Below are 26,808 nucleotides of genomic sequence, written 5' to 3' on the forward strand. Positions count from 1 at the left end.
GGCGGGTTACCCGGCGGGGGACTTGGAGACCTCCGTGGCGATCCCGGCGGTGTCGGCCAGCCACCGCCGGACCGCGCGGACCGAGTGCAGCTCGAGCAGGACCAAGGCCGTGACCAGGGGGCCGTAGGCGTCGACGATCCCCGGGGCCTGGCGATAGACCAGGCCGATGCTGAGCACGAAGGCCAGGGTCAGCCCGCCCGGTGCTGCAGTCGCGGGGCCCAGGTTGGCCGGGACCCCCCCAAACCGAGCTGCGAGCGCTCCGCCGAGATAGCGGCCGACCCAGCGCACCGCCAAGAACGGCAGGATCATCGCGTAGACCCAGACTTGCCCGCCCACCCACTCGAGCCCGGCAAAAAAGTACAGGGCGATCACGAAGGGCTGCTTGATCGACCGCATGGTCCGCGTGGCCTCGTCCGCGTGGGGGCTGGTCCGCGCGAAGGTCAGCCCCGCGATGAAGTTGACGAAGATCCCCGAGACGTCCATCGCGTAGGCGAAGCCGCCGCCGAGGAACACCATGCCCACGACCACCGTCAGCAGGGTCCGCTCGTCGAGCTTGCGGTGGATGACGACCCCAAACAGCAGCCCAAGCACGACGCCGGCGCCCACTTGGATACCCAGCGCCAACCCAGCCCCGGCCAGGGGGCGCGTGTCGAGGACCGTGGTGTCGTTGATCAGCGCGTAGAGCAGCCCGAACCCGAGCACGGCCAGGGCCCGGACCCGGTTGGCGACCGCGATCCCGATCGCGGGCGCCGGGCCCTTGGCGCCGAGCGTGTAGGCCAAGCTGCCGATCAGCGCGCCGTCGCTGCCAAGCGCGACGACCCCCGCGAACAGCAGGGCCGCCGTCCAGGCGTGGTCGCCGTCAATCGAGTACCCGAGCGCCCACGCGACTGACAGCGGCAGCGCGATGACCACCAACGCCGTGAACGAGGTGATCGACAGGGCCGCCGCCCAGGCACCGCGAACCCGGGACTCGCCGCCACGCTCGCCGAGCTCGAGCCCCGCGAGCATCCCCAGGGCGCCAGCGCCAAGCAGCAGCACTGGGCGGATGTCCCGGATCAGCTCGGCGTCGAGCAGGCCCAGCAGCGGCCCAAGCACGATGCCCAGCGCGATGTACTCGATGCCACCCGCGAAGCTGAACCGCCGGGCCAGGCGCTCGACCGCGAGGTGGGTGATCACATAGCCAACGCCGACCGCGGCGAACAGCACGATGATCCGCTGAAAGGTCTGGTCGCTGATCCCAGCCGCGAGCGCGGTCCGTGGCCACGCGAACATAGCCAACGCCGCGAGCATGCAGCTCACCCGAAACGTCCTGCCGCCGAAGCGCGAGCACGAGAGGGGGCGATCCAATTGTTGGCACGCTAGAGCACTCTGGGCAGCGGCGCCATGGATTTTACATTCATGGTCAACGGAAGGCGCGGGGTGCAGCGTCTTGGCAGGCGCTGCACCCCGGGCCCCTGGGTGTGATCGGAGCCCACGGTGCGTGCACCGCGGGCTCCGATCCAGTCGTCAGCTCCACGCCCTACGGCGGACGCGTTGCTGGGGTCGCGGGCGAATTCAGCGTCCGATCGCCAGCCAGTTGAAGGCCCGCGCGCCATCGATCGAGCCGTCGCGGTCGACGATGAAGCTGCGCGGGTTGACCGGCCGCGTCAGCGACAGGCCCTGCTTGAAGTTGCCAGCGGCGAGGGTCGTGAACACGGCGAAGTCCATGTCCTCGAACGACTGGTTCAGCTCGAACAGCTGCTCGTGGTCCGAGTCGGTGATCCCTTGGCCCCACTGCAGCTTGCACTCGCCAAGCTGCTTGACGCCGGTGCTTTGGTTGCCCGTACGTGATCCGACTGCGACGTAGTTGAAGTCGATCGAGCCGTTGATGTCGTTGTGGCGGTTGAGGCTCAGCTTGCGGCCGGCCCCGTCGAAGTTGGTGATCGACAAGGCCGAGCGGACGTTCGCCTCGGCCACGGTCACCAACGCAGCCGAGGGGCCAGCCCCCAGCGCGACGGGCGTTGTGAAGTGTTGATCGCCGTCGCTGGTGCTGACCGCGTCTCCCCACAACATCGTGGTGTCCCCGCCCAGCGTTGCGCTGCGGGGATCGGCCTGGGCCGAGCCCGGCGCGTCCCCGACCGCAAACCAATAGAAGGGGTAGTGGCCGTCGATCTCGCTGTCCCGGTCGAGCGTGAAGCCGCTGGCGGTGCGGCTGGTGAAGGGCATGGCGCTGCGCACGTCGCCGCGCGAGCAGGTGGTGAGCAGCGCGTAGCAGCGGCTGGCAAAGGCTCGCTGAAAGCTGAAGCTCTGCGCGCCGTCGCTGGTGCTGTCGGCCTGGCCCCACTGGAACATGAGGTTGCCCTCGATCGCGGAGGCGCGAAAGCCGTTGTAGTGCAGGCCGCCGCTGCCCAGTTGAATGATGTATCGCTCGTTTGTCATATTGATTCTCCTGCGGGGGTCACCAGCCGACGGCGATCCAGGTAAAGGGCACGGCGCCGTCGATGGCCCCGTCGCGGTTGGTGGTGAAGCAGCCCTCGTGAATGGCCCGACTGATCGACAGCGAGCTCTTGACGTTGGCCTGAACGAAAGAGCTGACCACGCTGAAGTTCATTGAAGCGAACGCAGCCGGGAACTCGTACAGCTCCTCGCCGTCGCTCGTCGAGGTGGCCTCGCCCCACTGCAAGGTGATGTTGTTGGCGCGGAGCAGACCCTGGGCGAGGGTCTTGCCGGGGGCCGGGCCAATCGCCAAGTAGGTGAAGTCGATGGCCCCGTCGACGTCATTGTCGCGGTTGAGCACGAAGCTGCCTTGGTTCGCGTTGATCGATGCCAGCGCGAGGGCGCTGCGGATCCCCGCTTCGTCGGTGTTGACGACGACCGCGACAGGCCCGCTGCCGAACCCGCCCGCCAGCGCGAAGCTCTGGTCGCCATCGCTGGTGCTGACGCCCTTGCCCCACTGGATCCGCACGTCGCCGATGTCGACGTGGTCGTTGTCGCCGAGCTGTTCGCTTGCCCCTGGGGCCTTGCCTAGCGCCACCCAGTGGAGGGGCATGTGGTAGTCGATCGCGTTGTCCCGGTTGATCACGAACTGGTCCGCGGCCCGGGACGAGACGGACAACGACGAGCGCACGTTGGGCCGTGCGGCGCTGACCTGGGCCGTCCAACACGGCCCGTCGAAGGGTTGGGCGAACACGAAGCTCTGATCACCGTCGGTGGTGCTGATGCCCTGGCCCCACTGGAACATGAGCGGCTCGAGCCGCCCGTGGCAAGTGCTGGCGTTGATCAAGAAGGGCGGGGGCGGGCCGCTGCCGCCGCCAAGACCGAACAAATCTTCGACCGTGTCGACGATCGCCCCGCCGAAGTCGGCGACGTAGTTGGCGACCTGGGTGCCCATCTGGACCAGCTCATTGGCCCAGGCCACTAGGTAGGCGAGGATCGCCGCGTAGATGGCCTCGAGCAGCTCCCCGCAGGACGAGAGCAGCTGCTGCACGCCGTCGAGGGTGGGCGGGATCGACAGCGGGCTGTCGATTGGGCCGATCTGGATGGCGACGCCGAAGACCTCGACGCTGACGGTGAACTTCTTGGACACGCCGGGGTTGCCAAGCGTGAAGGTGGTGACCTCCTCGAACGAGCACACCGGTGTCAGCGACACGCCCATGTACTTCACGGGGACGCCAACGTCGACAGTGAGGGTGATGCTGAACTCGTCGCCGTCGAGCTTGACGCGGCCGCTGACGTCCACGCCGCTGTCGTTGCCCTCGCTGCCACCGCTGCCACCGCTGCCACCGCTGCCACCGCTGCCACCGCTGCCACCGCTGTCACCGTTGCCACCGTCGCCGTCGCCTTTCGAGAGCAGACCGAGGGGCAGGGGGATGTCGAAGCCGTTGTGGCTGAACTCGGCGTGGAACTCCTTGGAGAATACACCCGCGAGAGCCGTGATTTTTCCGGATATGCTGCCAGATATGGGATTGAGGGAGCCGGTGATCGAGGCGCCTTGATCTTCGTGGGTGGCGTGGGAAATGCGCAGGATGTCGAAGCCGCCCACGCTGTGGGCGACAAGCTCGAGGGTGCCCTCGAATCCTGTGTTGTCTTCGTTGGTTACGGTGACGTCGAGGCCACCGATGCTAAGAGTCGTCATTGGCGGTGAAGGTAGCATGGTGACCGAGGTGATCAACGCGAATATGTACAAAAGAGCGACCAACCTCATTGACACACTTCGAGGTGGGGTGTCGATGTAATGTTACGAATTGTCGAGGTTGACACATGAACGTATTAGCGAACCCGCCCACAGTGTGGCGCGTGAATTGCGAGGTGTTGCCGGGCGCGCGTGTGTGGACACAGCCCGGCTGATGTGCCTGCTCAGCGCCGCTGCTGCGATCAGGGGCGTCGAGTCGCGCTCAGCTCCTGTCTGGTTTTGCGTGCGGAGCAACGCCGTCAAAGTAGCCCGAGCCGATGTGCACATCGATCATGTCCCCAGCGCTGATCAACCGAAGCTGTGGCAGCCCGACATCGAGATCGCAGGGCTCCGCTTCACCGGTCTCGGGGTTCACGTCAATGATGACATGGCTGATATTCCGGCTGGTCTTGCCCCGCTTCTCGCGACATTGTAGGCGTTTATGCGCTGCCGTCTGGATTGTGGTCACATTCTCGTTGAGCGCCACATTGAGGAGCGCAGATCTGCTGGGTCCAGGAATGTGCCAACGAGCAGACCCACGAAATACGTGTCCCAGGTTCTATGTGGCCTTTGGCCTTTGCCCTTGGCTGTTATTGGAGGCGGTATTGGCAACAATCTGAAGAGCGCACTGATTGCCGCGCCATCCCACACCTTGAATCAGCGCCAGACGGTGACCCAGGCGTTGTCGCGCGAGACATCATTGGCGATCGTCGACGATCGGTCGCAGGCCAGCGACGCGAACGGGTTTGGGGCTGGAGGGCGAACCTGCGTCACGCCAACGGAGGTCAGCAGCCGGGCCTCGGCGGCGGCCTCCCACGACCGGTAGCTCGTGATCACGAAGGGGACGCCCGAGCCGCGCAGCTCGAGGATTGTTGCTTCCCAGCTGGGGTAGAGGTGGAGTCCGCAGTGGTAGCCAATAATGAGGTCCGGGCGGCCGAACTCGCTCCATAGCTTGCGGCGATAGAGCCCGGTTCGAGCGCGGAGCTTGACCGGCGAATTGGCGGGCCTGGGATCGGGGTCGGGCGAGTCGTCGAGCCTTGGGCCGACCAGCGTGAGCTCGAAGCGGGTCCCAGGGAACAGCCGAGCGAGGGTCGCCCACAGCGCGGCCGGGACCTCGCGTTCGCGCTTGGCGGCTGCCATCACGTGGATCGTGAGGACCCCGGCTTGGGCCGCCCGCGCTGGGATGCCGAGGTCCACGAGCGCGCGCGCGAGGGTCAGCGGGCGGGTCGCCAGGTCGGTCAGCAGGCGCCGCCGGGCCCCGACGATGTTGGCCTCGAGGAGGTCGTCCCAGCTGGCGAGGTCGTCGATCCGAGCGCGATGGATCCGCTCGACGAGCGTCGCTACCAGCGTGTTACGCAGCCCCTTCGCCACCAACGCGGCGTCCTCTGCGTTCGCCCGCAGGTCGGCGCAGACGAGGTCGTGCCAGCGGGCGTCGACCTGCTGGTGAGCCTCGCCGCAGTAGCTCACGCCACCACACGCGGCGCAGGCCCTCGCCGATGGGAGCCCGCAGACGAGGCACGCCGCGGCAGCGTTGGCGTTGCCGAGCCTTGGCGGATCACGCTGCACAGCCGGCGACGGCGAGAGTCGGGCGATCTTCTCGAGCTCGGAGACCTGGATGGGATAGTCGAGCAGCGGCGGCACGGGGGGAGAGTAGTGGATCGAGACCCCGTCACCCGATGACGTTCGACGTGCGCTCGTCGGCCGCTATCGTGGCGCGTGTCTGTCGGTCATCGCGGTCGTTCGCACCGAACGCCAGCGGTCTGTGATGACTACTGATCCAAGCGCATGATCGCGTCGTAGATCGCGCGGCGTTCGTCGGCCAGGCGCCCGGCGAGCTCCGCCTGCGTCGTGATCACCCACAGCCCGCGCGCACGATCGATCAGATCGGCGACCCGCTCGCTGAACAGCAACGCGGCGAAGCCAACCAGCGGCAGGGCCAGCAGCGCGAGCAGCCCCCATGGCCACGCCAGCGCGACACCAAGCCCAACGCTGATCACGATCCAGTTGAGCGGAAACAACAGCAGTCCGCCGATCAGCTTGATCGTGGCGATCACCGCCTCTTCCTGCTTGGCGATGCGCCGGCTCAGCCAACCGACAAGACGATACGCCGGGTAGTGGGTGAGGATCCCGAGCAAGGCCGGGCCAAGCAGCAGCGGCATCACGAGGACGTGGCGCAGCACATACTTGCGGATCGCAGGCCGCGGGATCGCGGCGGGGTGATCCAGCGGCAGCCCCAGCATCGACATCTGCGCCGCGTAGCTGCGCACGCGCTCCGCGAGCTGCTCGAGCGGCGCGGGGGCCTGCTCGCGCAAGCGTTGGTAGCCGTCAACGAGCCGCCGCCGCACGTCAAAGCTCTCGAGGGCCGACTCGCCCGCGTCCTTGCGCGCGCCCGACAGGATCAGCGCCGCGTGCTCGGCCAGACGCAGCGCCTGGGCGTCTTCGGCCTGCAGCGTGACCTGGCCCAGCGCCGCCGTGATCGCAGCGTTGAGGGCTTCAACGTCCTTGGCCGAGGCGCGCAGCTGGTCATCGAGCTCGAGCTGCGGCGTGATGATTGGCTCGCCGTAGATCAGCAGCGCGTCGCTGCGAAACGTGGCCTTGCGGCTGTAGTCGATCCCAACTGGCACGATCCGAACGCTGACCTCACGGCTGGCGCTGGCGGCGATCCGTGCGGCGCCCGTCTTGAGCGGCTTGAGCTTTGGATCGCTGTGGGTCGTGCCCTCGGGGAACAGCGCCAGCACCTTCCCGCCGGCCAGCAGCGCGATCGACTGCATGATGACCTCGCGGTTCTTGCTCGGGTCCGCGCCGTCTTGGGTCCGGTAGACGGGCAAGCACTCGAACCCACGCACGAAGTGCTTGATGAGCGGCGTGCGAAACAGCGGCGCCTTGGCCAAGAAGGTCACCGGTCGCGGCGACTCGCACAGGATGAACAAGGGATCGAGCAGCCCGTTGGGGTGGTTGAGCACGTAGAGCAGCGGGCCGTCCACAGGCACCCGCCCGGCGTCGACGTTGTCGATCCGGCGAAAGAAGATCCGCAGCAAGAGCCGGGACAGGGCAGTCAAGAACGCGCGCATGGTCAGGAGCCCGTGGTGTAGTCCACCGTGTCGTCGCTCGCAGGAATCATTCGGGAGTTCTCTATCACACGTCTCCAGAGCTCCGACCTGCGCTCTCGACACAGTGCTTCCGCCGGTGACAACGTCATCGTCGGCAGCGCCAGCCGGTTCGTCGAACGGTCGCTGTCGCGAGATCGATCGCATCGACGTCGAGCGCCGCGTCGCCCAGGTCGATCACGAAGAAGGTGGATCCCGCGAGCGCCGCGAAGCGCCGGCCTTGTTGATCGACCGCAACATCGCGCAGCCAGCCGAAGCGGCGCTCGGACACGACGCACAGCGCGTTGCCATGGCGGGTCGACATCAGCGAGAGCTGCCAGTGACGACTCAGCTGGGCCGGGAGCGCGAACGCGTCACCGGCCTCGTTGGCGCTCGCCGGACCCCAGCTCAGCGAACCAACCCAGAGATCCGTTGGACCCGTAGCCGGCCTCGGCAGTAGCGCGTCGCGGCTGGCCTGGGGCGCCGGGCCGTGCAGTCGGATGCTCCCGTCGCTCGGAGGTGGCGGCGTCACGATCCCGATCCGGCTCAAGCTCGCGTCCGTGCGCTGAAGCTGCTCTGGTTGGGCTGGCGGGAGTTCGTGGGCGGTCCAGGTCGGGTTGGCGTCGACGCTCGCCGTGCGCACGGAGCTCGAGAACACGCTGCCATCGCTGCACAAGACCACCAGCTGGTCGGCATGTAGCTCGACGTCGAGGGTGATCTCGCATGGACCGTGAAGCGACCCGTCTGCGACCCACTCACCGTCATGCACGACGAACAGCGTGAGCTCGGGGCCTGGGCCGGCGAGGTAGATGTGATCCGAGCTCAGCGCGAGCCCGGTCGCCGCGACGACTGGCGGGCTCGGTAGACAAGCGGTCGTGCTCGACAGCCACAGGGCCGCGCAGATCAACGTCCAGCGGCGCATCAAAACCGGGGTAGCGCCCTTGCCGGGGTCTCGCGCTCCCAAACCGTGGGCCCGGTGCCTTTGCTGTGCTTGCCGACCTCGCTCCAGGACGGCCCCGGCGACTTGTTGCCGTTGTCGACGCGATACTCGCTCATGGACGGGCGATCCGGGCCGAACAACACGTCCTTGCTCGTTCCGCTGATCACATAATGCTGGGTCAGGTTGAAGCGATTGAAATACTCACGAAAGCCGGTGTGGTCAGTCGCGCTGGCCCTCGTCGTCGTGCCCTCGCCCGCGGGACCGTGGGTGTGAACGGTAGCGACCGCCTGCGGGGGCGGTTTGGGGATGTTGTTGCCCAGGTCCTTGACCAGCGAGTATGGCTTTTGATTGGTGTCTGTCGCAGCGTTTGGATTGACGACCCAGTACGGTTGCGGTCCGCGGAACACCGACGTATGTGCGTAGCGCTTGTCATTTTCGACGATATAGCTGAAGTACTCGCGGCCGTCGGCGATCGATTTCGACACGTATGCGCTGCCAAACGCCTGGGCGGCGCGGCGAATGAACCGGTGCTTGCTGCCGATGCTCTTGCCGGCGGCCATGTCGGCTTCGCTGGTCCCGTCGACGAACTGGCCGGTCACGGCCTCGTGGTTGCTCGCGGCTTGCGGCGGCTGTTGCCAGGGCTCGTTGCCGAGGTTGTCAGGCCTGCGGGTCAGCATCCACTCATTGATAGCCTGCTGGGATGGGCTTGCCGGCGGTTGGGACTGCGTCGGAGCGGCCGCAAAGTTCGGGCGACTGGGAGCTGAAGCGACCTTCATTGGTATTCGAAGCAGGGCCAGGCTCGTCATCCGCCCACGATAGCAACAGACACCGCGCGCGCACCACGACTCTCGAGTCGGGTATGAGGCCAACCCGCGCATCACAACTGCCTGCAGCGGACCCACGGGTGGAGTCGACGACCGCCGCGTGGGCCGAAGGCGCCCGCGAACGCCCGGCCGTTTGGGTCTCGATGGACATGGATGATCGAGGTGCGACCCCGACGGTCGACGAGGGTCGCGGCGACCGCTTCGTCGTAGGCCGGGAGCGTGAGATCGGTGACGATGCTGTCGCGTGCCCGGATCGCGCAGCTCAACATGGCCTGCGGACTGCTCACGACCAACTCGGGGCCGCGACGCAAGCCCACGGTATGGGCCGAGAACGGCTCGAAGGCGATGAAGGTGGCGAGGCCGAGCTGCTCCGGTCCGCCGCGCTCGGGTCCGCGGAAGCGATCGAGGGTCGCGGCGTGTTCCGCTGCGACGTCCGAGTGCGACGCGAGGACGTGAAGCTCGGCTTCGCTGGTGACGCCGAGCAGCATTGCGTCGCTGCGCTGGAAGGCGACGAACGAGGCGTCGCGGACGGGCAGCTCGCGCCACGCGTCGGCCGGCGGACTCTGGTGATCGCCGGGCTCGGCGATGGCAAAGCTGCGACCGTCGGCACACAGCGCGAACAGCTCGTGGTTCCAGATCTCGAGGTCGACATGAGATCCACACGGCCCGTCGAGCTCACGCGGATGTGCGCGCGCCAAGCCGTCGCGTTGCGAGACCGCCAACACCCACAGCTGCCCGGCCTCGGCGACGAACAGCTGCCCGCCGCCCGACGCCATGGCGATCGCCACCGGCGCTCGGGTCGGCGGCGCTCCACGGCAAGCGATGAGGCTCAGGCCGAGCAGCAGCGTCGACGCAATCGTACCCCGTGTGATCCTGCCCGATCGGCTCGCGCCAGTGCCCCGTCGAAGCTCGCTAAGGCTGCTCATCGTCGCAATCGACCGCGGTCACCGCTGGGGGTGTACCACGGCAGACGGTGCTGGTCAGCGCGGGGCCTCGATTCGGGGCTAGGTGGTCGGGGGCGCGGCGTCGTGATCCGCCGGCTGTCGGCGATCGAGCAGATGCCGTGGTATGACATGGCACCACGCCCGCGGAGCGTCGCTGTCGCTGCCCGCGGCAGCCCCGCGCTCTCAACCGCGGTGCCCCCTCAGATCGATGCGAGGCGTCGGCGAGCCGTTCGCCACCTCCCCGTCCGGCTCGACCTTCTCGGCCACGCAGCAACTCGTGCCCGCCGCACCGTGAGACTGGGCAAGATCCATTCGCCTGGGTCCGGCTTGGAGTTGCTGGCCTTGTTGCTCCCCGCAGACTTGCGGGGCCGCAGTGTGCACGTAGCTGGGAATCGAGAGACTTGACGTTTGACGCAATATCGTCGCTCGCCTGCGCCCCTGCGGGAGCTACCTCAGTCGCATGGTGAATCCAACCGGATTGCTTGCGGCGGTCAGCGCTCGCCTGATTGGGACGACTGAGTCCACCGTCCTTGTCCCTCATCTGGCGCAGGGTTTTCAGTTGTATATGGCTTCGCCTCTGCTACGGGGGCTCCATGACCGAGCCCGCACCCCACTCTCGACGTCTGCATATATTCGCCATGATTGTGAAAGGGCTCGTTCGGTACGGATGGATCCCTCTCATCGGGGTGCTGTTGATCGTCGGCCTAATGGAGTGGGCTCCGTGGAAAACATTGCTGGCGATCGGAATTGCCGGGGCCCTCGTCATCGCCCTCTCTCCAATGATGCTTGGGGTTGCAGGGGCGCTCGAGAGCCGGCGGCAGCGGATGACGCAATCGAACACGCCGCCTCCAGACTGAGCGCACAACCCCGCAACGCAGCCTTCGGATGCGAGAGGTCGTGCAGAAAGGCGGATGACGATGATGTTTGCACGACTCCTCCAACTCTCTTGCGCCGGGTTTGCGTTCCTCGCTATCGGCGCTCTAGGCTAAGTGGTCGGGGGCGCGGCGTCGTGATCTGCAGGCTGCTTCGCGTTGGCCTTGGCCCGCGCGTCCTCGATCTGCTTGCGCCACGTGGCCAGTCGGTCCCGCGCAGGCTGCTCGAGCGGCCCGGCCTCGAGTCGCTGCAGCGGATCCGGGGGGATCTTTGCGGCCAACCACTCGCGCACGATCCGATCCACGTCCACATCGATCGGCTCGCTGACCAGCTCGCGGCGCAGGTACTCGGTCAGCAAGTAGGCCTCGAAGTGCGGCAGCCGCCAGACCAGCTCTTCGCCGTTGATGTCGAACAAGCTGTGGTCCAAGGCCCACTGCGGCTCGTACAGGGCACGCCACCCGTGTTGCTTGGCGAGCTCGTCGAGGGCTGTGCGGGTCTGCACGGGGCGCTTGATGGTTCGATAGCCCGCGACGGCGATCAGCGCAGCGTGGGCCCGTGGTTGTTCGTAGTCGACCAGCGGCGCGACGAGGGCCTTGGCGTAGGCGTCCCAATTCACGGCGTGATCGTTCTCGACCATGCTCGCCAGCACCCCGACCGGCACCGGGCGATCCCCAACCTGCGCGCGGGCGGCCTCGGGATCGACGCCGAACTTTGGCCACGATCCAAGCGCGACCTCGTCCAGTCGCGCGCGTCGGTCCACGCGAATTGGCCCGGTGAAGTCCCGGCGCGAGAAGATCAGCAGCGAGGGCAGGGGGCGGGCGTGGTGATTGTCGAGGGCGCTCGAGGTGCTGGGCTCGGGGTCGGCCCCAAGCAGCGCCTCGATCTGCTGGTGGCGCTGCTCGACCCCGTCGAGCAACACCACGACGTGGCCATCGCGGATCAGCGCGCGGACAAACTCTGGCGGCGGCTTCGCGCTCAGCGTGTCGATCTCGTGCAGGTGTTCGACGACCAGCGCGTGGAGCTGATCTCGATCGAGCGGGTGGGTCTCGAACCACTGGGCCGCGACGTCGATGTAGATGGGGATGACCTTGCGTGCGGTGAGCAGCTCGCGGGCCACGGCCCGCGCGAGCTGGCTCTTGCCGGTGTGCGCGTTGCCAAAGATCACGGTCCGACGCGGGCTGCTGCGGGTCTCGAACAGCTCGGCGACGAGCGCGGCGGGGCTCTCGATCGAGATGTCCTTGCGGCGGCTGAAGCTCAGCCGCGGGAACACGGGCGGCAGTTGATCGCAGTAGCCGCCGCGCTCGCGAATGCAGGCTTCGTGCGCAGCGTAGGCGCGCGCGACCCAGAGCCGACACACCTTGGGGTGGTCGAAGTAGCGGGTCCGCAAGAACTGACCCGTGCGCAGCTTGGCGGGCCGGCCCCCGGGCGCGAGGCGCTGGTACATCCAACGATCGAGCCGGTGCACGCTGATCGGGTGCAGGAACAAGAGCGGTCGCAGCAACAGGCCAAACGCGAGGCCAGGCACGATCAAGATCAGCAGGCTCTTGAGCCACCCGTCGTGGTCCGACTCCCACCAATCGCTGAGCTTGCGCCAGGTGGTTGCGAGGACGCCGGCGGTGTCGTCGGGAGTTGAGGTGTCGCCGCTGGCGTCGGGCGTGCGCGCCCGCTGGCGCCGTCGCTCGTGCGGCGGGTCGGCTGGCTTCGCGTTGGGATCGCTCGGGTTGGGCGCGACCTGGGGTGGCGTGGGCTTGGGCGCTGGCGTGGGCGGAACCGCGAGCTCGAGCATGCGCTGACGCAGCGCGTCGCGGGTGGTTGGCGCCGCCGACAAGCGCGCGAACAGCTGGTCGACCGTGGCCTGGTCACCGTGGCGCCGGACCCAGCTCGCGACCCGCAGCTGGGTCTCGGAGCCGCTCGCGTCGGCCTCGAGCAGGGGGGCAAACAGCTCGACTAGCTCGGGCCGACCACCCTCGTGCTTGGGGATCCGCTCGAGCGCGTCGCGGGCCAGCGGTCCGAGCTCGGCGTCGTCGATCAGCTCGACCAATTTGGCGACGAGCTCGACGTCTTCACTGACGTAGCGACCCATGCCCATCGCCACGGCCTCGACCGTTGGCCGGTACAGCTCGCGCGGCCGGGCGCCTGCGTCCATGTACTGCAGCAGCAATCGCCGCGAACGATCCTCGGTGGGGCCGCCACGCCAGCGCAGCTGCGCGACCGCGTGGATCGCCTGAGCCCGCAGCGCCACGTCGTTGCGCCACGCCGTCTTGAACACCGACAAGAGCTCGTCGATCGCCTCGTCGCGGGCATCGCCGGTGGGCTCGAGCACGAGCAGCGCCTTGATGACATGGCGACGAAGCTCGTTGTCGACGCCGCTGGGCAGCAGCATCACGAGCACCTCGCAGAACTGCGCGCTCGCAAACGGCTTGCTGGCGAGCAGCTTCGTCAGCCGCTTGGCGGAGTCCATGGGGCGGCTGCTGCATCCGCTCGTGGGTGAGTCGCGGACGCACGCGGGGTCCAGGTAGATCTTCAGCGCGTCCGCCAACACCGGCTGCTGCGGAGAATTCGCGTGGTAGCCAAGGTTGGTGAGGGCATCGATGAAGTAGCGAGCCCAGCCCCAGCTCATGTAGGTGACGGCGCGCCGATCTCGGAGCGAGACCAGGCGATCCAGCCCCTGGCTTGGCACGTTGGTCACGCCCGCCAAGTAGCCGAGCGCCTGCTTGACGTCGTCGCAGCTGCGCCGCACGCACGAGCCCTCGACGCAGCAGTCACCGCCCTCGCAACACTGGGTCTGTGCGTCCGTGCTGGCCGGATCCAGCCGGTACAGCAGGCAGTCGACGAGCTCGCGCTCTTCACGATCCGACAGCTCACCCAGATCCTCGCCGCGACCGCTACAGATCACTCGCGCGTCGTCCCCGGACCCAGCCTGGGCCGGCACCGCGATCATGGCGATCCACAGCGCCACGAGCACGACCACGAGTCGCCGGATCACGCTCACATGGTACTAAACTCCACGCGATCTCGAAGTTCGTCGTATCATCCCGCCCACCCCGGCGACTGGCCGGCGATCTGCCATGACAACTAGCATCCCCCGCCACCTACGCCTGTTTGGATCGTTCGCCTGCTTCGCGCTGGCGGGCCTGTTGCCCACCGTGGCCTCGGCCGGAACCATCACCGCGCAGGGCAACGTCACCGCCCTCGACGACGTCACGCAGATCGCCAGCGTGGCCGGCTCGGCGCTGTTCGACGAGGGGCCGACCGGCGATGTGCCCTTGGACCAGTACGCGGGGGTGGGCCTGACCCTGCACGTTGGCGAGCTGGCGACGATCCTGCCCGGCGTCACGACCATGGGCGAGGCGATCAACCCGATCTACGTCAAGCCGGGCGACCACTTCCCAGATCCGATCGGGGGCGGCGGCGTGGCGCTGGGCCTGACGGTGTTCTACGCGGGGGCCATGACCTTCAGCGAGCCCGTCACCCAGTTTGGGTTGACCGCGGGCGGCGGCGCGGGTCCGCAGTTCCTCACCGCGTGGGACCAAAACGGTGAGCTGATCGGGCAGGTCACCTGGGAGCCGGAAGAACAAGACTCGGCGTTCGTCGGGATCGACACCATGGGCGTGCCGATCGGGCTGCTCACCTACGGCAACGACGATCTGTTCGGCGGCCTCGACTACACGATCAACGGCTCGGGCAGCACCTCGGACACGTGGGTGTGGGGGCTGGGCGTGCCCTGTCAAACCGCCGCGGACTGCCTCGACGACATGGGCCCGTGCACCGAGTTCGAGTGCAACGCTGGGGTCTGCGCCTACCCCAAGACCACCAACCCCTGCGACGACGTTGACGTCTGCACCGACGCAGACACCTGCACGGAGGGCATGTGCATCGGCGTGGCGATCAGCTGCGCCGACACCAACCCCTGCACCCTCGACACCTGCGACTCCGAGCGCGGGTGCATGAACACGCAGATCGAGGACTGCTGCCTGAGCAACGAAGACTGCCCCGAGGGCGACATGTGCATCCTTGGATCCAACACCTGCGTCCCGGGGCCGCCGCCGCCGCCCATGACCACCGACGAGGGCAACGACGACGAGACGGAGACCGGTGCACCCGCCGAGACCAGCGGCGGCGAGACCGGGCCAGCCGTCGAGGACGCGGGCGGGGGCTGTGGGTGCAGCAGCGACGAGCGCGGCGGCGGGGCGCTGTTTGGGCTGTTGGCCCTCGCGCTGCTCGGGTTGCGAACGCGGCGGCGCGAGGACCTGGGTCAAGCCTGAGTCGATCCAACGATCACGAGCGCTCGCTGCATGTTGCCGCGGCCGGCGGGCTCGCTCGTGGTCGAGATTCGCGTCGACCTTGGATTTTCGTGCTAAGCATTCAGGCTGATGGCCGGTCACTCGCGAGCGATGGTGTCGTGTCTGGGGGCGTTGTTGTTCGCTTCGGGCTGCGACGCGGCCGACCTCGCGGGGGCCAATGAGCAGGCGCTCTCCAGCGGTCTCGAGGCGGGCGAGGGCGACGCGGACGGCACTGGCACCGACGAAGATGGCGACGAGACCGGCGACAACGCTGAGGCCGCCGAGCTCGACACCTGCGACACGCCCAGCCCCTACCAGGGCGGCTGGGAGGTCGGGTGCTGCCAGGCCGATGTTGTCCCCTCTGCGTGGTCGCCCGGCGGCGTCGGTCCGGGCACGATCATCCCCGATTGGACCTTCACGGATCAGTACGGCGACGCGGTCCGGGTCTACGACTTTTGCCACGACGCCATCTACTTCGAGTACGCGGCGATGTGGTGCGGGTCATGCCAAGGCCACGCCCCCGAGATCGCCAACTTGTTCAACACCTACGCCGGCCGGGGCCTGATGACGCTCACCTTCATGAGCGAGAGCGTCAACGGTGACCCGGCGACCCAGGCCGACGTGCAAGCCTGGGCAGACACGTACGGCCAGGACGGCTTGGTCGTGTTCGGTAGCCAGCAAGACGTCTGGTACCCGTTTGCGATGGACGCGGGTGGCGGCTCGTTCAGCATCTCGCTGCCGGGCACGATGCTGGTCGGAGCGGGCGCCAAGATCGCCAAGCTCGGCATCCCCTCGATCCAAGACATCGAGCTCGTCATACCTGGGGATCCGTGACCCCACATAGACCTTGGACTTCGCCGACAGCAGCCGCTGGCGCGTCTGGTCGCTTCGCTCCTCGGGGCCGTCGCGCTCAGTCCGAACAACAGCAGCGCAGCGAGGCAACGTGTGGCGTGAGCGGCAGCTGTTCTTCGCAGCTCGAGGCCAACGACTCTCGCAGGTCGGTGCACTCGAGGCTGGAGAAGGTCTCGACCGTGGCGATCGGCCACTCCGGCTGGTCGGTCGCGCATGACGTGACCACGCAACCGAGCATCTGGGCCTCGCACACGACCGCGCAGCTGTCGAACTCGCCCGCGGCCACGCACGCGCTCCAGGTCCCGGTTGGGCCGCCCTCGACGCTGAGGTGGACGTCGAGCGGCTGGATCTGGTTGGTGAGGATCGCTGCGGCTCGCAGCGCGCTGTCGAAGCCGTCCCGGTCCACGCGGATCAGCGCGTCCATGCCGATCAGCGGCGCTGCGTCGCACACGTAGCCGCCCTCGGGCGCGCCGTCGAGCATGCACGCGCTTGGGGTACCGGTGCCGTCAGCCTCCTCGATCGTGACGATCGCGGGGACGGCCTGCAGCATGTATTGGGGCCAGACACGAAAGCCCTCGGTGGGCGGCGGCGGGGTGTCGGTGTCGTTGCTGGTGTCCGGTGGGCGGCGGCGGGGTGTCGGTGTCGTTGCTGGTGTCGTTGCTGTCGTCGTCGCTGCCGTCGAATTCCGCGTCGTCTTGGCCGTCCAACAGCCCACAGCCGGACAGCAGGATCGCGCTCAACGCCAGCCATGTCGACTTGGTGGGGATCGTGTTCATGCGGGCTCACTCTCGCTTGGTGATCGCGGCGCCGTTGATCGTCCCCACGCCCGAGACGAAGCCGGGGCCCACGTCCTGTAGCGCGAGGCCCCACGCGTCGATCATCGGTACGGCGTCGAGCAGGCTGATCTGCTTGTTGGCGGGGACCAGGAACTCATGGTTGTAGAGCAGGTTGTCGTTGAACCGGACGCCAATGTGCTCGAGCAGCTCGTTGGCGACGTCGGCGCTCAGCCCGGCCGTTGACTCGCACCAGTAGTCGCCGAGGATCAGCACGTTCGCGCCGTCCTCGAGCATCGCGCCGACCTGCGCGGGGGTGGTCTCGCTGCAAAAATCGGCGATCACGACGTCGTAGGCGAGGGGGTCGACGCTCGCCAGCGTCGTGAAGGTGATCGTGCCGAGGCCGTCGACCATGGCGAAGAAGGGCTCGACGTTGCCCGCGAGGCAGCCGAGCGCGTCCACGCGTGGGTCGCAGTCGGCGAGCCAGAGCAGCTTTAGATCGCCGGGCGGGTCGCCGTCGCCGTCGCCATCGCCATCGCCGTCTCCATCGCCGTCGCCGTCGCCATCACCGTCGCCGTCTCCATCGCCGTCTCCATCGCCGTCCCCATCTCCGTCGCCGTCGCCATCGCCATCGCCATCACCATCACCATCCCCACCTTCTGCGAGGTACATGAACACGTTCTCGAACATGTCCAAGTTCCGCGTCGGGATCCCCGTCTTCCCCCACGCGACGATCCGCGAGTCGGGGTGGAGCGGCCACGCCTCCGGCCACGGTTCGCCGGTGTCGGTGGTGTCATCGCTGTCGTCTTCGGTGAGCGGCGCAGAGGTCACCTCGGCGCTGCTGGTGTCTTCGCCGAACGACTCGTCCTCTGTTGGCGTACCCCAGCGAACGCAGGCGCTCAGACTGGTCAGCCCAAGCAACACCGCGAGTTGGGATGGGCAGCGCATCAAAATTGCCCCCCGAGGGTGAGCCCGCCGTATCCGCGACCCATGCTCGGCAGCAGCGAGACCCGTGGGACACGCTTGGACTCGCGGTTGTACGCCATGCCATAGGTCAGCAGCGCCGCCCCCACGCTGGTGGTCAGCGCCAAGCTCGAGACCGCGATTGTAGATGTATTTTGGTAGGTCGAGACGCAGCCGTAGGTCTCGCACTCGGGGGTGGGGAGCCACAGGAACAGCCGCACCATCCCCATGCCGATCAGCGACGCGGGGACCAGCACGGCCCCGCCAACGACATACCCGGTGCTGTCGTAGCCTGGGGCGCGCCGGGCCTTGGACTTGCCCAGCCGACTCCCGCCGATCGCCGTCAACAAGCTGCCGGTTGCGAACGCCAAGCCCGTGACCGTGTGCGAGGCGGCCGAGGCCGCGCTCCCGTCGGCGCACTCGGAGTTGGTGCTGTCTGGCCCGCAGTTGTCCCGCCACGCGGCGTTGCCCAAGAACGCGAACGGGACCCCCACGCCGACCACCAACGGGCCGGTGATCAGCAAGCCAATGCCCTCGAGCGGCGGGGGCTCGGGCGCGACGTAGACTGGAGGCGGGTCGGTGGGCTGCGCGTAGGCCGGATCTCCGGGCCACGGGACCGGCCCCTGGCTCGGGCCGACTGGCTGTGGCTGAGGCTGGGCGACCGGCTGCGGCTGGGCGACCGGCTGCGGCTGGGCGACCGGCTGAGGCTGGGCGACCGGCTGAGGCTGGGCGACCGGCTGAGGCTGGGCGACCGGCTGCGGCTGCGGCTGCGGATCGTGGGCGGGGGCAGGAGCGAGCCCGTTGTCGACCTGCCCCGGTTGCTCCGGCGGCGACACGGTCAGCATTGACGCAACGGTCAGCGCGAGGGCGAGGGCATTCGTCGGCATCGATCTCCGGCGCCATCTTACGCCAACACGCGTCCGATGTTCGATACCATCGCAGCATGATCACGCGTTTGCACCCGCTCGCGGTCGGCTGTCTGCTCGGTCTCCTAGGTACGGTCGGCTGCGGCGACTCGACGACCGACGTCGGCAACACCGAGTCCACGATCGAGCCTGCCGACTCGGAGACGGGCAGCACGGAGACCGGCGACGGCGACGGCGACGGCGACGGCGATGGCGACGGCGACGGGGACGGCGACACGACCGGCGACGGCGACGGCGACACGAGCTGTCACCCGCTGATGGTGGACTGCCCCGTGATCGGGACCACCTGCACCTGGGACGAGCAACAGTTCATCTGTCTGCCTGGCATGATCAAGCTGGGCGACTCGTGCGATCCATCGATGCCGCAGTGCATCTCGGGCTTTTGCGCGCCCATGGCGATGCTCCCCGACTGCCCCAGCAATTTTTGTTGCACCTCGTTTTGCAACCTCGACTCGCCCAATTGCCCCGCGCCCGGAACCAGCTGCGTCGACCACTTCCCGGACGGCGCGACCACGCCCAACGTGGGCGCGTGCCTTGGACCCTGAGCAAGAGAACGGGTCGGGTCAGGTCTCGCGCGCAGCCACGCGAAACACCGTCGCGTAGACGACGGGGACCACCAACAGGGTCAGGATCGTGGCAAAGCCAAGGCCAAACACGATCGTCACCGCCATCGACACGAAGAACGCATCACTGAACAGCGGGATCATCCCAAGCATGGTCGTGAGCGCCGCCATGCTGACGGGGCGCACGCGGCCACTCGACGCTTCGATGATCGCCCGAGCTCGCGGCGTGCCCTGCTCGATCTGCACATCGATCTCGTCGATCAGCACAATCGCGTTCTTGATCATCATGCCGACCAAGCTCAACAGCCCGAGCATGGCCATGAACCCGAACGGCTGGCCGGTGAGCAGCAGCCCGGCGGTCACGCCAACGATGCACAGCGGCACGCAGAGCCAGATCACCAGGGCCTGACGCAGCGCGTTGAACAACACGACCGTCATCAAGATCATCAGGCTCCCGAACAGCGTCACGCTCAGCGCCATCGCGGCCCGAGCGTCCGATGACTTCTCGTACTCACCGCCAAGCGCGAACGCGTAGCCCTGCTGAAGCTCGAGCCCCTCGATGTCTGGGATCACGCGCTCGAGCAGCTGATCGGCGAGCTGGCCCAGCGGCGGATCTGCGTGGATCGTCATGGTCGGCACGCGATCGCGGCGGCGGATCAGATCGTCAACCTCGACTAGCTCGACTCCGGTGATGACCTGACGAATCGGGATCCAGCGCTCCGCGGTCGGAGACCAGATCTGCACATTGCCGAGCTTGGCGACGTCGTCGCGCTCGCGCTGCGGCGAGCGGACGATCAGCGGCAGCAGCATGTCACGCTCTCGGTACACGCCGATCGTGCGACCCTCGAACGCGGCTTCGATCGCCCGGGCGGCAGCGCGGTGATCGACGCCAGCGAGCCGCGCCGGCTCCTCCGCGAGGATCGGCCGCAGGGTCTCGACGCGCTGGCGCCAGTCGTTGCGAACTCCGCGTGCCCCCGCGTCCTCGAGCAACTCCATCACCTCGCGTGCGAGCGCGCGCAGGTGGTTGGGGTCGGGGCCGCTGATCCGGACCTGGATCTTGCCGCCCTCGCCAGGCCCGAGCATGAACAGCTTGGTGTTGCCCTGACCGTCGACGAAGTGGTGCTCGAGCGCGGCCTGCAGCTCGCGTTGAAGCCCCGCGATCTTCCTGTAGTCGTCGACATCGACGAACAGCTGGCCATAGCCGCTGTCCGGCTCCTCGGGGACATAGGTCAGCAAGATCCGCGGCGCACCCTGGCCGATGATCGTCGCAACCTGCGTCACGCCCTCCTGCGCGGCGATCCACGCCTCGAGCTCGCGCAGCTGCGCCTCGGTGTGTTCGATGTGGGTGCCTCGCGGAGCGAAGTAGTCGACCATGAATTGCGGACGCGTCGAGTCTGGAAAGAAGCTCTGCTTGACCCGCCCGAACCCGAGCAGCGCGGCCATGAGCACGAAGGCCGTGGCGGTCAGCGTCAGCCAGCGGCGCCGTAGCATCGTCGATGCTACGCGCTGATAGGCCCGGCTCACGCGGCCAGGAGTGGGGGTGGGCTCGGGGGTCTGGGTCTGGGTCTGGCTTGGCTTCAGGAACATCACGCACAGGACCGGCGTGACCGTCATCGCCGTGACCCAGCTCAGCGACAGCGAGTAGAGCAGGACCTGGTAGAGCGATCCGCAGTACTCACCGGTCGCGTCGTCGGAGGTCCCGATCGCGGCGAAGCTCAGGATCGCGATGATCGTTGCGATCATGAGCGGCCTCGCGGTCTGCTCGACCGTCGCGACCGCGGCCGCCTCCGCCGATTGCCCACGCCTGAGACCGACGAGGGTCCCGTCGGTCACCACGATCGCGTTGTCGACCAGCATCCCGAGCGCGATGACCAGGGCGCCAAGCGAGATCCTCTGCAGCGCGATGTCGGCGATGCTCATCAGGATGAAGGTCCCGCTGATCGTCAGGATCAACACACTGCCAATGATCAGCCCGCTGCGCAGGCCCATGAACACCAACAGCACGACGATCACGATCGCTACGGCCTCGATCAAGTTGACCATGAACGCGTGGATCGCCGCGGTCACGGCCTGCGACTGCAGCGCGATGACCTCGAACTCGACGCCGAGCGGCCGCAGATAGTCGAGCTCGGCGACGCGCTTGGACAGCGCCTCGCCCATGCTCACGACGTTCCCGCCTGGGGCCGTCGAGATCGCGAGCCCGATCGCCCGGGTCCCGTCGACGCGCAGCAGCTGCGTGGGTGGCTCGAGATACCCGCGGCGGATCGTGGCGACGTCGCCGAGCTGGACCAGCGCGCCGGTCTGGGGGTTCTCGATCAGGACGGCCTCGTAGTCGGCGACCGTGGTGACCCCGCCGCTTGGCTCGACGCGGATGAATTCTGGACCAACTTGGATCCGCCCGCCATCGGCGACCAGGCTCTTGGCCTCGAGCACGCTGCCGAGCTGCTCGGGCGACAGCCCGGTCCGCAGCTTGGCCTCGACGCTCATCTCGATGTAGACGACCTCGGGGAGCGTGGCGACCAGCTCGACCTTGGCGACGTCATGGACCAGCAGCAGCTCGCGGCGCAGCTGCTTGGTGTACGCCTCGAGCTCGGCGTAGTTGTACTCGGGCCCGGTGATCGCCACGAACACGCCGAACACGTCGCCGAAGTCGTCATTGACCTGCGAGGGCCCGGCGCCCGGGGGCAGCTGGCCTTGTACGTCGGTGATCTTGCGGCGTAGCTCGTCCCAGACCTGCGGCAGCGCGGTCGAGTCGTAGTGGTCCTTAATCGTGACCTTGACGATCGACAGCCCGGGCATCGAGTTGGAGCGGACGTACTTGGTCTGACCGAGGGCCTGGACCGCTTGCTCGACGCGATCGGTGACCTCGACCTCGACCTCGCTCGCGCTCGCGCCTGGGTAGGGCGTGACGACGAGCGCGTCCTTGATCGTGAGCTCTGGATCCTCGAGGCGCGCGAGGCCCATGAACGAGATCAGCCCACCGACCAGCAGCACCGCGGCGAACACCAAGGTCACCGTCTTGCCGCGGATCGCCAGCTCCGCGAGGTTCATGGCGTTCCCGGGCCGTAGAGATCTTCGAAGCGCGAGACCACGACGCCGTCACGCAGCACGTTGACGCCCGTGGTCGCGAGTCTCTCGCCGCCCTCGAGGCCCGAGGTGATCTCGATCGAGCCGCCACTCGCGTCGCCGGTGCTCACGGGGACCGGGTGGACTGCCATCGTTTGGGGGTCGATGACCCACACGTACGCGCCGCCCTCGTCAGCGCCGGCGATCGCCTGGATCGGCACAAACACCCTGGCGGTTGGCGTCGCCTCGGGCAACAGCCCGTCGAGGATGACCTTGGCCGTCATGCCTGGCGCGATCATCAGCTCCGCGGGCGACTCGAACGACCACGTGACTTCATAGGTCCCGGTGATTGGATCGGGGACCGTGGCGAGCTCCTTGAGGCGTGCGGGGATCTTCAGGTCAGGCCGGGTGTCGAGCACCACGTGCACACGCCCAGCGGCCCGCTCGCTGCGCTCCGCGACCGTCAATCCGGGCTCGCTCGCCGCGTAGTCCCGCTGTGACACGTGCGTGACGATCTCGAGGCTGCTCTCGTCGTGGATCACGACGACCGGCTGCTTGGCTTGCACGCTCTGGAAGTTGTCGACCATCTGCTTGGCCACGGTCCCGGCGAACGGGGCGACCAGCTCGGTGTCATCGAGGGCCTTCGTGGCGTCGGCGACCGCGGCCTTGCTCATGGCCAGCGCGCGGGCGCGTCGGTCGAGCTCGTCCCGGGCGACGACCTCGCGCGCGAGCAGGGCCGCGCTGCGCTCGTACTCGGTCTGATCGTAGCGAAGCTGCGCCCGCTCTCGATCGAGGCGGGCCCTGAACGCGCGCGCGTCGAGCCGCGCGAGCAGCTGTCCCTTCTCTACGGCCATGCCCTCTGCGACCGGCAATTCGATGATGTCACCGGCGACGGCGAACGACATCTCGGCGTTCTGCGTGGGCTCGACGCGGCCTGGCCACTCGCGCGCAAAGTGGGTCTCGCTCGAGCCGACCTCGAATGTCTTGACCGGGCGGATCACGGGGGCTGGCTCGAGCTCCTGCTCGCCACAGGCCAGCAGCATCGTCACGCCGAGCCACGCGACGGCTCGGCGACCGCAACGCGGGGTAGACATGAGGGATCGTTGTCACGCGACTCGAGGTCGGACAAGCCAAGGTCTCCCGCAATTGTGGCGTCACCCCATTCGTGCCAGCCATGGGGGCGGGCTGCGACGAATCGCCCGACCTGCGCCTACTCGATGGGCGGCGGTGGCGGCGGCGGATCTTCAAAGCACACGCCGATCTCGAGGATCATGTAGAGCAGCACCAGCTCCTGCGGGTTGAGCCCCTGGTGGGCGACGCTCGAGGTCTCGAAGGTGCTGTACATCATGCGCCCGCACCCGTACTGACCGCTGATCGCCATGGGCCGCTGCTGGTTGGGGTTCGAGCAGCTCGAGCACGGCCCCTCGACCCAGCTGTGGTGGCCAACGTTCACGTCCTGGCCCATGTCGTCTTGCACGATCACATCGTGGATGGCCTCGATCCCCGAGTAATTGAGGTTGGTCTGAAACGCCGGCAGCATGTTCAGGGTTGGGTTGCCGCCGCCGATGTCCTTGAGCGCGGGCGGCAGCGCCTGCAGCCACGCCAGCAGATCGGTGTCGACGACGATGCTGATCGACGAATACGCGGGCTGAAGATCCGGCATGCCCGGGTTGTGGAAGTCTTGATAGTTGGGGAACGGCTCTTTGATGTACTCGTTGGAGTGGTCGGTCGCGTACCACTTTCCGCCGGCCTCTACGTAGTCACGAATGTTCTGAGCCCGCGACGCCGACACCGTGGGCGCGCTGGCCCAGTACTTGGTCGAGGCGCAGGGCACGAACATGATGTGGTACTGGTTCATCGTCGCGAGGTTGTCCAAGGTCTGGCCCTGGTCCGCGGCGCCGTTGATCAGCGTGAATTGTTCGGTCCCCTGAACCAGCTCGCCGTTGCCGCTGACCTGGCCCAGCCCGAACTTGGCGAGCACGTTGAACACCCGATCGGGGTCGGCATCGTACACGGCGATCCGGGGGATCCACATGCCCGCGGCGGGGTTCCACTGGCCCGGCAGGTTGCTCTGGGCTGGCGGGACCACGTTGCTTCCCTGGGCCACGTCAAAGTCGATGACCCGCAGAAACTGGCCCTTTTGCACGACCAGTTGCTGGCCCGGCCCGGCGACGGCAGGCAGCGAGAACGAGCCATCGGGGCCCGTGAGCGTGAAGTGTTCATCGCAGGCGAGCTCGACACACGCCGCGCAGTAGACCCCGTCGGGGACCGGCTCGACTGGGTCGTCTGTCAGGTACACCAGCGCGCCGCTGATCGGCAATTGCATGTTTGGGGCGAACACCGTGCCCTGCAATGTGGCGTTGGGCGTGGGCAGGTTCTCGGGGACGCACTCGTCACCGCCATCGTCGGCGCTCGCGGTCGAGCCATCGTCGGCGCCCATGTCGAACAGCACGCCGTCGTCGCTGCTGCCGCTGCTCGACTCGCTGGTGCCGGCCGAGATGCCCGACGACGAGATGCCCGTGTCGGTGTTCGTGGGGGTCGCGCCGGTGCCGCCGCACCCAAGCAGGAGCAGGCCGGTCGTCAAGGTCAATGGCAGTGTAGCGATTCGCATGAAGCCCTCACATCCGCCCCAACCGGGGGGTGGGCTCGATGCTAGGCCGCCGCGAGATTTTTTGCCATCGGGTGCCGCTTGAGCCCGCGGGCCGCCGGCCTGCCCCCGTTTGACAGGGCGCTGACCCCGGTCCGCGGCCCGCAGCGGTCCCGCGACCGCGCGCAGGACCCTGCGGGGTCAGTCGGCGGTGAACGATCCGGACTCGTCCTGCTGCTGCGGCGCTTCCTGATCGTCATCGTCGTCTTGGTTCAGCGCGACATCGAGGGCGGCGATCACCTCGGTGAAGTTGAGCGGCTTGATCATGTAGTCGTTGGCCCCTAGCCGCAGCGCCTCGACGACGTCGTCGCTGTCGCTTCGCGCCGTCGCCATCAGCACGGGGAGCTGCGACTTGGAGTAGCGCTGGCGGATGTACTGCAGGACCTCGAGCCCGTTGACGCCGGGCATCATCACGTCGAGCAGGACCAGCGCGTAGCGAGCTTGCTCGTTGTCTGGGTTGCCCGCGCGATCGATCGCGTCCAGAGCGTCGGCGCCCGACCTCGCGGTGTCGACTTCGTAGCCCCGCCGCTGCAGCCGACGGGCGAGCATGTCGCGGTTGTCGTCGTTGTCGTCGACGACGAGCAGTCGCGGGCCGGTGGACTGTGGGCTGGCCATGATCACCTCGATGATACCCAGTCGCGAAGCGCTGCTGGTGTAGCGCCTGCAGCGCTGTGACGGTGCCACTTGGCACGCGCGACATGCTCTAAATCGCTACCTATGGGCCCAACTATGGCCCAACTATGGCCCAACTATGGCCCAACTATGGATCGACGCGAACGAGCTCATTTGTGACTGGGTCGACATACCAGAGCTTGCCCTCGGGCCCGAAGGTAATACCCATGATCTGGGCGGCGGGTGTGCTCATTCGGCCGATCTCGCCGCCATCCATATCGACCAAATCGAACGCGATGATGTCGCCGGTTCCATGCTCGGAGACGAACAGGCGGCCGCCCCGCAGCGCGAGCCCCGACGGCTCGTCGATCCCGTCGACCATCACCTGGTAGTCCGCGCCCTCCCAGCCGCTGTAGTCGGCGCCGTCCCACTCACCGGGCAGGGGCCCGGTGTTGGTGCCCGAGCTGGTGTCGAGCCGCATGATCCGACCGCCCCCCGTGTCCGCGATGTAGAGCATGCCCGTGGCGTGGTCGAGCTCCATGTGGCCGGGGACGTTGGCGACGCGGGTCACCGTGGCGTCGATGTAGCGGTCGATGATCCCGTCGGAGTGATCGCTGCCCCCGGGCCCGTGATCGGACTGAAAGTCGTAGCGGACAATGTTGCCGTTCATGCCGTCGAACACCCAATAGACGTTGTCGACGTCGTGGGCGATGCCCATGCACAGCGGGCTCTGGTGCAGCATGTCGAGGTGGCTGCCCTCGATCGCGCCGGGCGGAAACTGCTGGCCGACCATCGCGAAGATCGTGAGGTCCCCGGGCCACAGCGAGGGCCCCATGAAGTCATCGGGTGCCTGCGGGCCAACGTTCCATTCGTTGCGCGACTCTTGGCAGCTGGCGAAATTACCGTTGTCGCCAAACGCCGCCGAAGACACATAGGCCATGAAGTGGGGGCCGTACGCGTCAACGCGGATCTCCGAGGTCTGCTGCGGGGTGCCGGGATCGAAGTAGATCACCGTGCCGTGGATCGCGGTGTTGTAGGTCCACAGCTGGTTGGGCGCGCCGGGGGCAAACTCGAGGTCGCGGGGGGCGTCGAGGCCGTCCGCCGCGGTGCCGATCACGGTGAAGGTCTCGCCAAACTCGGGGACGTCGCCGGCAGGATCGCCGTCGCCGTCACCGGTTGGATCGCCGTCGCCGGTCTCGGTCGCGTTGTCGCCGGCTTCGCTCTGGCGATCGTCGGTGCAGGCGCTGATGAACAGACACGAGCCAATGGCGAGCAGACGCGGGGCGGAAGACAGGGTCGACATCGC

The 26,808-nt window shown here is 67.5% G+C and carries 22 protein-coding genes; 3 read left to right on the forward strand and 19 right to left on the reverse strand.

The window, feature by feature from the left end; translation table 11 throughout:
• Positions 1–6: 6 nt before the first annotated feature.
• The 10 genes from DB30_RS09295 to DB30_RS09340 all read right to left on the reverse strand — a co-directional run bounded on the left by DB30_RS09295 (position 7) and on the right by DB30_RS09340 (position 13,803).
• The gene (locus DB30_RS09295) at positions 7–1,347 is read right to left on the reverse strand and encodes a cation:proton antiporter (RefSeq protein ID WP_146658359.1); all 1,341 of its coding nucleotides are present in this window, start codon (positions 1,345–1,347) and stop codon (positions 7–9) included.
• Positions 1,348–1,554: 207 nt separating this feature from the next.
• Positions 1,555–2,418 (reverse strand): gp53-like domain-containing protein, encoded by an 864-nt coding sequence (locus tag DB30_RS09300; RefSeq protein ID WP_052547968.1) that lies wholly within the window; start codon positions 2,416–2,418, stop codon positions 1,555–1,557.
• A 19-nt stretch (positions 2,419–2,437) separates the two neighbouring features.
• A complete protein-coding gene (locus tag DB30_RS09305) occupies positions 2,438–4,114 on the reverse strand; it encodes a gp53-like domain-containing protein (RefSeq protein ID WP_052547969.1) in 1,677 nt (558 codons plus the stop codon).
• Positions 4,115–4,373: 259 nt separating this feature from the next.
• The gene (locus DB30_RS09310; protein ID WP_052547971.1) at positions 4,374–4,637 is read right to left on the reverse strand and encodes a hypothetical protein; all 264 of its coding nucleotides are present in this window, start codon (positions 4,635–4,637) and stop codon (positions 4,374–4,376) included.
• Between the two features lie 170 nt (positions 4,638–4,807).
• A complete protein-coding gene (locus DB30_RS09315; protein WP_052547973.1) occupies positions 4,808–5,791 on the reverse strand; it encodes an MSS51 C-terminal domain-containing protein in 984 nt (327 codons plus the stop codon).
• Positions 5,792–5,919: 128 nt separating this feature from the next.
• Positions 5,920–7,221 (reverse strand): 1-acyl-sn-glycerol-3-phosphate acyltransferase, encoded by a 1,302-nt coding sequence (locus DB30_RS09320; RefSeq protein ID WP_052547974.1) that lies wholly within the window; start codon positions 7,219–7,221, stop codon positions 5,920–5,922.
• A 124-nt stretch (positions 7,222–7,345) separates the two neighbouring features.
• On the reverse strand, positions 7,346–8,158 hold the full coding sequence (locus tag DB30_RS09325) for a hypothetical protein (protein ID WP_052547976.1): 813 nt from the start codon (positions 8,156–8,158) through the stop codon (positions 7,346–7,348).
• Positions 8,158–8,853, reverse strand: coding sequence for a hypothetical protein (locus DB30_RS09330; RefSeq protein ID WP_052547977.1), 696 nt, complete (start codon positions 8,851–8,853; stop codon positions 8,158–8,160). The genes DB30_RS09325 and DB30_RS09330 overlap by 1 nt, the downstream gene beginning before the upstream one ends.
• A gap of 200 nt (positions 8,854–9,053) precedes the next feature.
• Positions 9,054–9,788 (reverse strand): hypothetical protein, encoded by a 735-nt coding sequence (locus tag DB30_RS09335; RefSeq protein ID WP_052547979.1) that lies wholly within the window; start codon positions 9,786–9,788, stop codon positions 9,054–9,056.
• A 1,141-nt stretch (positions 9,789–10,929) separates the two neighbouring features.
• Entirely contained in the window at positions 10,930–13,803 is a 2,874-nt protein-coding gene (locus tag DB30_RS09340; RefSeq protein ID WP_146658362.1) for an NACHT domain-containing protein, read from the reverse strand.
• A gap of 82 nt (positions 13,804–13,885) precedes the next feature.
• Here DB30_RS09340 and DB30_RS09345 point away from each other — a divergent pair, with 82 nt between their 5' ends.
• Positions 13,886–15,082 carry an MYXO-CTERM sorting domain-containing protein gene (locus tag DB30_RS09345; RefSeq protein ID WP_052547986.1) on the forward strand — a complete coding sequence of 399 codons (1,197 nt, stop codon included), beginning with the start codon at positions 13,886–13,888 and terminating at the stop codon, positions 15,080–15,082.
• 108 nt (positions 15,083–15,190) lie between these two features.
• Positions 15,191–15,934: a TlpA family protein disulfide reductase gene (locus DB30_RS09350; RefSeq protein WP_052547988.1), complete on the forward strand. Its 744-nt coding sequence runs from the start codon at positions 15,191–15,193 to the stop codon at positions 15,932–15,934.
• 76 nt (positions 15,935–16,010) lie between these two features.
• Here DB30_RS09350 and DB30_RS09355 read toward each other — a convergent pair whose 3' ends face one another.
• The 4 genes from DB30_RS09355 to DB30_RS09370 are packed head-to-tail and all read right to left on the reverse strand — an operon-like array spanning position 16,011 to position 18,575.
• Positions 16,011–16,502 carry a hypothetical protein gene (locus DB30_RS09355; RefSeq protein ID WP_052547990.1) on the reverse strand — a complete coding sequence of 164 codons (492 nt, stop codon included), beginning with the start codon at positions 16,500–16,502 and terminating at the stop codon, positions 16,011–16,013.
• Entirely contained in the window at positions 16,459–16,728 is a 270-nt protein-coding gene (locus DB30_RS09360) for a hypothetical protein (protein WP_052547993.1), read from the reverse strand. The genes DB30_RS09355 and DB30_RS09360 overlap by 44 nt, the downstream gene beginning before the upstream one ends.
• A 6-nt stretch (positions 16,729–16,734) precedes the next feature.
• Positions 16,735–17,673, reverse strand: a complete 939-nt coding sequence (locus tag DB30_RS09365) for a hypothetical protein (RefSeq protein ID WP_052547995.1) — start codon at positions 17,671–17,673, stop codon at positions 16,735–16,737.
• A complete protein-coding gene (locus DB30_RS09370) occupies positions 17,673–18,575 on the reverse strand; it encodes a hypothetical protein (RefSeq protein ID WP_146658363.1) in 903 nt (300 codons plus the stop codon). Before DB30_RS09370 ends, DB30_RS09365 begins: the two co-directional genes overlap by 1 nt.
• A gap of 56 nt (positions 18,576–18,631) precedes the next feature.
• Here DB30_RS09370 and DB30_RS09375 point away from each other — a divergent pair, with 56 nt between their 5' ends.
• Positions 18,632–19,159 carry a hypothetical protein gene (locus tag DB30_RS09375; protein ID WP_052547999.1) on the forward strand — a complete coding sequence of 176 codons (528 nt, stop codon included), beginning with the start codon at positions 18,632–18,634 and terminating at the stop codon, positions 19,157–19,159.
• Positions 19,160–19,177: 18 nt separating this feature from the next.
• Here the strand turns inward: DB30_RS09375 and DB30_RS09380 are convergent, their stop codons facing one another.
• The 5 genes from DB30_RS09380 to DB30_RS09400 form a co-directional block, all read right to left on the reverse strand.
• Positions 19,178–22,228: an efflux RND transporter permease subunit gene (locus DB30_RS09380; protein WP_052548001.1), complete on the reverse strand. Its 3,051-nt coding sequence runs from the start codon at positions 22,226–22,228 to the stop codon at positions 19,178–19,180.
• Entirely contained in the window at positions 22,225–23,337 is a 1,113-nt protein-coding gene (locus tag DB30_RS09385; RefSeq protein WP_146658364.1) for an efflux RND transporter periplasmic adaptor subunit, read from the reverse strand. The genes DB30_RS09380 and DB30_RS09385 overlap by 4 nt, the downstream gene beginning before the upstream one ends.
• A gap of 116 nt (positions 23,338–23,453) precedes the next feature.
• The gene (locus DB30_RS09390; RefSeq protein WP_205632946.1) at positions 23,454–24,854 is read right to left on the reverse strand and encodes a hypothetical protein; all 1,401 of its coding nucleotides are present in this window, start codon (positions 24,852–24,854) and stop codon (positions 23,454–23,456) included.
• 177 nt (positions 24,855–25,031) lie between these two features.
• Positions 25,032–25,505, reverse strand: coding sequence for a response regulator transcription factor (locus DB30_RS09395; RefSeq protein ID WP_052548005.1), 474 nt, complete (start codon positions 25,503–25,505; stop codon positions 25,032–25,034).
• Between the two features lie 145 nt (positions 25,506–25,650).
• Positions 25,651–26,805, reverse strand: a complete 1,155-nt coding sequence (locus tag DB30_RS09400; protein WP_052548007.1) for an NHL repeat-containing protein — start codon at positions 26,803–26,805, stop codon at positions 25,651–25,653.
• Between the last annotated feature and the right edge of the window lie 3 nt (positions 26,806–26,808).

The sequence above is a fragment of the Enhygromyxa salina genome, from assembly GCF_000737335.2.
Taxonomy (GTDB): Bacteria; Myxococcota_A; Polyangia; order Nannocystales; family Nannocystaceae; genus Plesiocystis; species Plesiocystis salina_C.

Excerpts from the sequence above, each read along its gene's own strand:
- DB30_RS09300 (WP_052547968.1), bottom strand. The coding sequence starts at position 2,418 with ATGACAAACGAGCGATACATCATTCAACTGGGCAGCGGCGGCCTGCAC.
- DB30_RS09305 (WP_052547969.1), bottom strand. The coding sequence starts at position 4,114 with ATGACGACTCTTAGCATCGGTGGCCTCGACGTCACCGTAACCAACGAA.
- DB30_RS09320 (WP_052547974.1), bottom strand. The coding sequence starts at position 7,221 with ATGCGCGCGTTCTTGACTGCCCTGTCCCGGCTCTTGCTGCGGATCTTC.
- DB30_RS09325 (WP_052547976.1), bottom strand. The coding sequence starts at position 8,158 with ATGCGCCGCTGGACGTTGATCTGCGCGGCCCTGTGGCTGTCGAGCACG.
- DB30_RS09330 (WP_052547977.1), bottom strand. The coding sequence starts at position 8,853 with ATGCTGACCCGCAGGCCTGACAACCTCGGCAACGAGCCCTGGCAACAG.
- DB30_RS09345 (WP_052547986.1), top strand. The coding sequence starts at position 13,886 with ATGACAACTAGCATCCCCCGCCACCTACGCCTGTTTGGATCGTTCGCC.
- DB30_RS09350 (WP_052547988.1), top strand. The coding sequence starts at position 15,191 with ATGGCCGGTCACTCGCGAGCGATGGTGTCGTGTCTGGGGGCGTTGTTG.
- DB30_RS09355 (WP_052547990.1), bottom strand. The coding sequence starts at position 16,502 with ATGCTGCAGGCCGTCCCCGCGATCGTCACGATCGAGGAGGCTGACGGC.
- DB30_RS09360 (WP_052547993.1), bottom strand. The coding sequence starts at position 16,728 with ATGAACACGATCCCCACCAAGTCGACATGGCTGGCGTTGAGCGCGATC.
- DB30_RS09365 (WP_052547995.1), bottom strand. The coding sequence starts at position 17,673 with ATGCGCTGCCCATCCCAACTCGCGGTGTTGCTTGGGCTGACCAGTCTG.
- DB30_RS09370 (WP_146658363.1), bottom strand. The coding sequence starts at position 18,575 with ATGCCGACGAATGCCCTCGCCCTCGCGCTGACCGTTGCGTCAATGCTG.
- DB30_RS09375 (WP_052547999.1), top strand. The coding sequence starts at position 18,632 with ATGATCACGCGTTTGCACCCGCTCGCGGTCGGCTGTCTGCTCGGTCTC.
- DB30_RS09380 (WP_052548001.1), bottom strand. The coding sequence starts at position 22,228 with ATGAACCTCGCGGAGCTGGCGATCCGCGGCAAGACGGTGACCTTGGTG.
- DB30_RS09385 (WP_146658364.1), bottom strand. The coding sequence starts at position 23,337 with ATGTCTACCCCGCGTTGCGGTCGCCGAGCCGTCGCGTGGCTCGGCGTG.
- DB30_RS09390 (WP_205632946.1), bottom strand. The coding sequence starts at position 24,854 with ATGCGAATCGCTACACTGCCATTGACCTTGACGACCGGCCTGCTCCTG.
- DB30_RS09395 (WP_052548005.1), bottom strand. The coding sequence starts at position 25,505 with ATGGCCAGCCCACAGTCCACCGGCCCGCGACTGCTCGTCGTCGACGAC.
- DB30_RS09400 (WP_052548007.1), bottom strand. The coding sequence starts at position 26,805 with ATGTCGACCCTGTCTTCCGCCCCGCGTCTGCTCGCCATTGGCTCGTGT.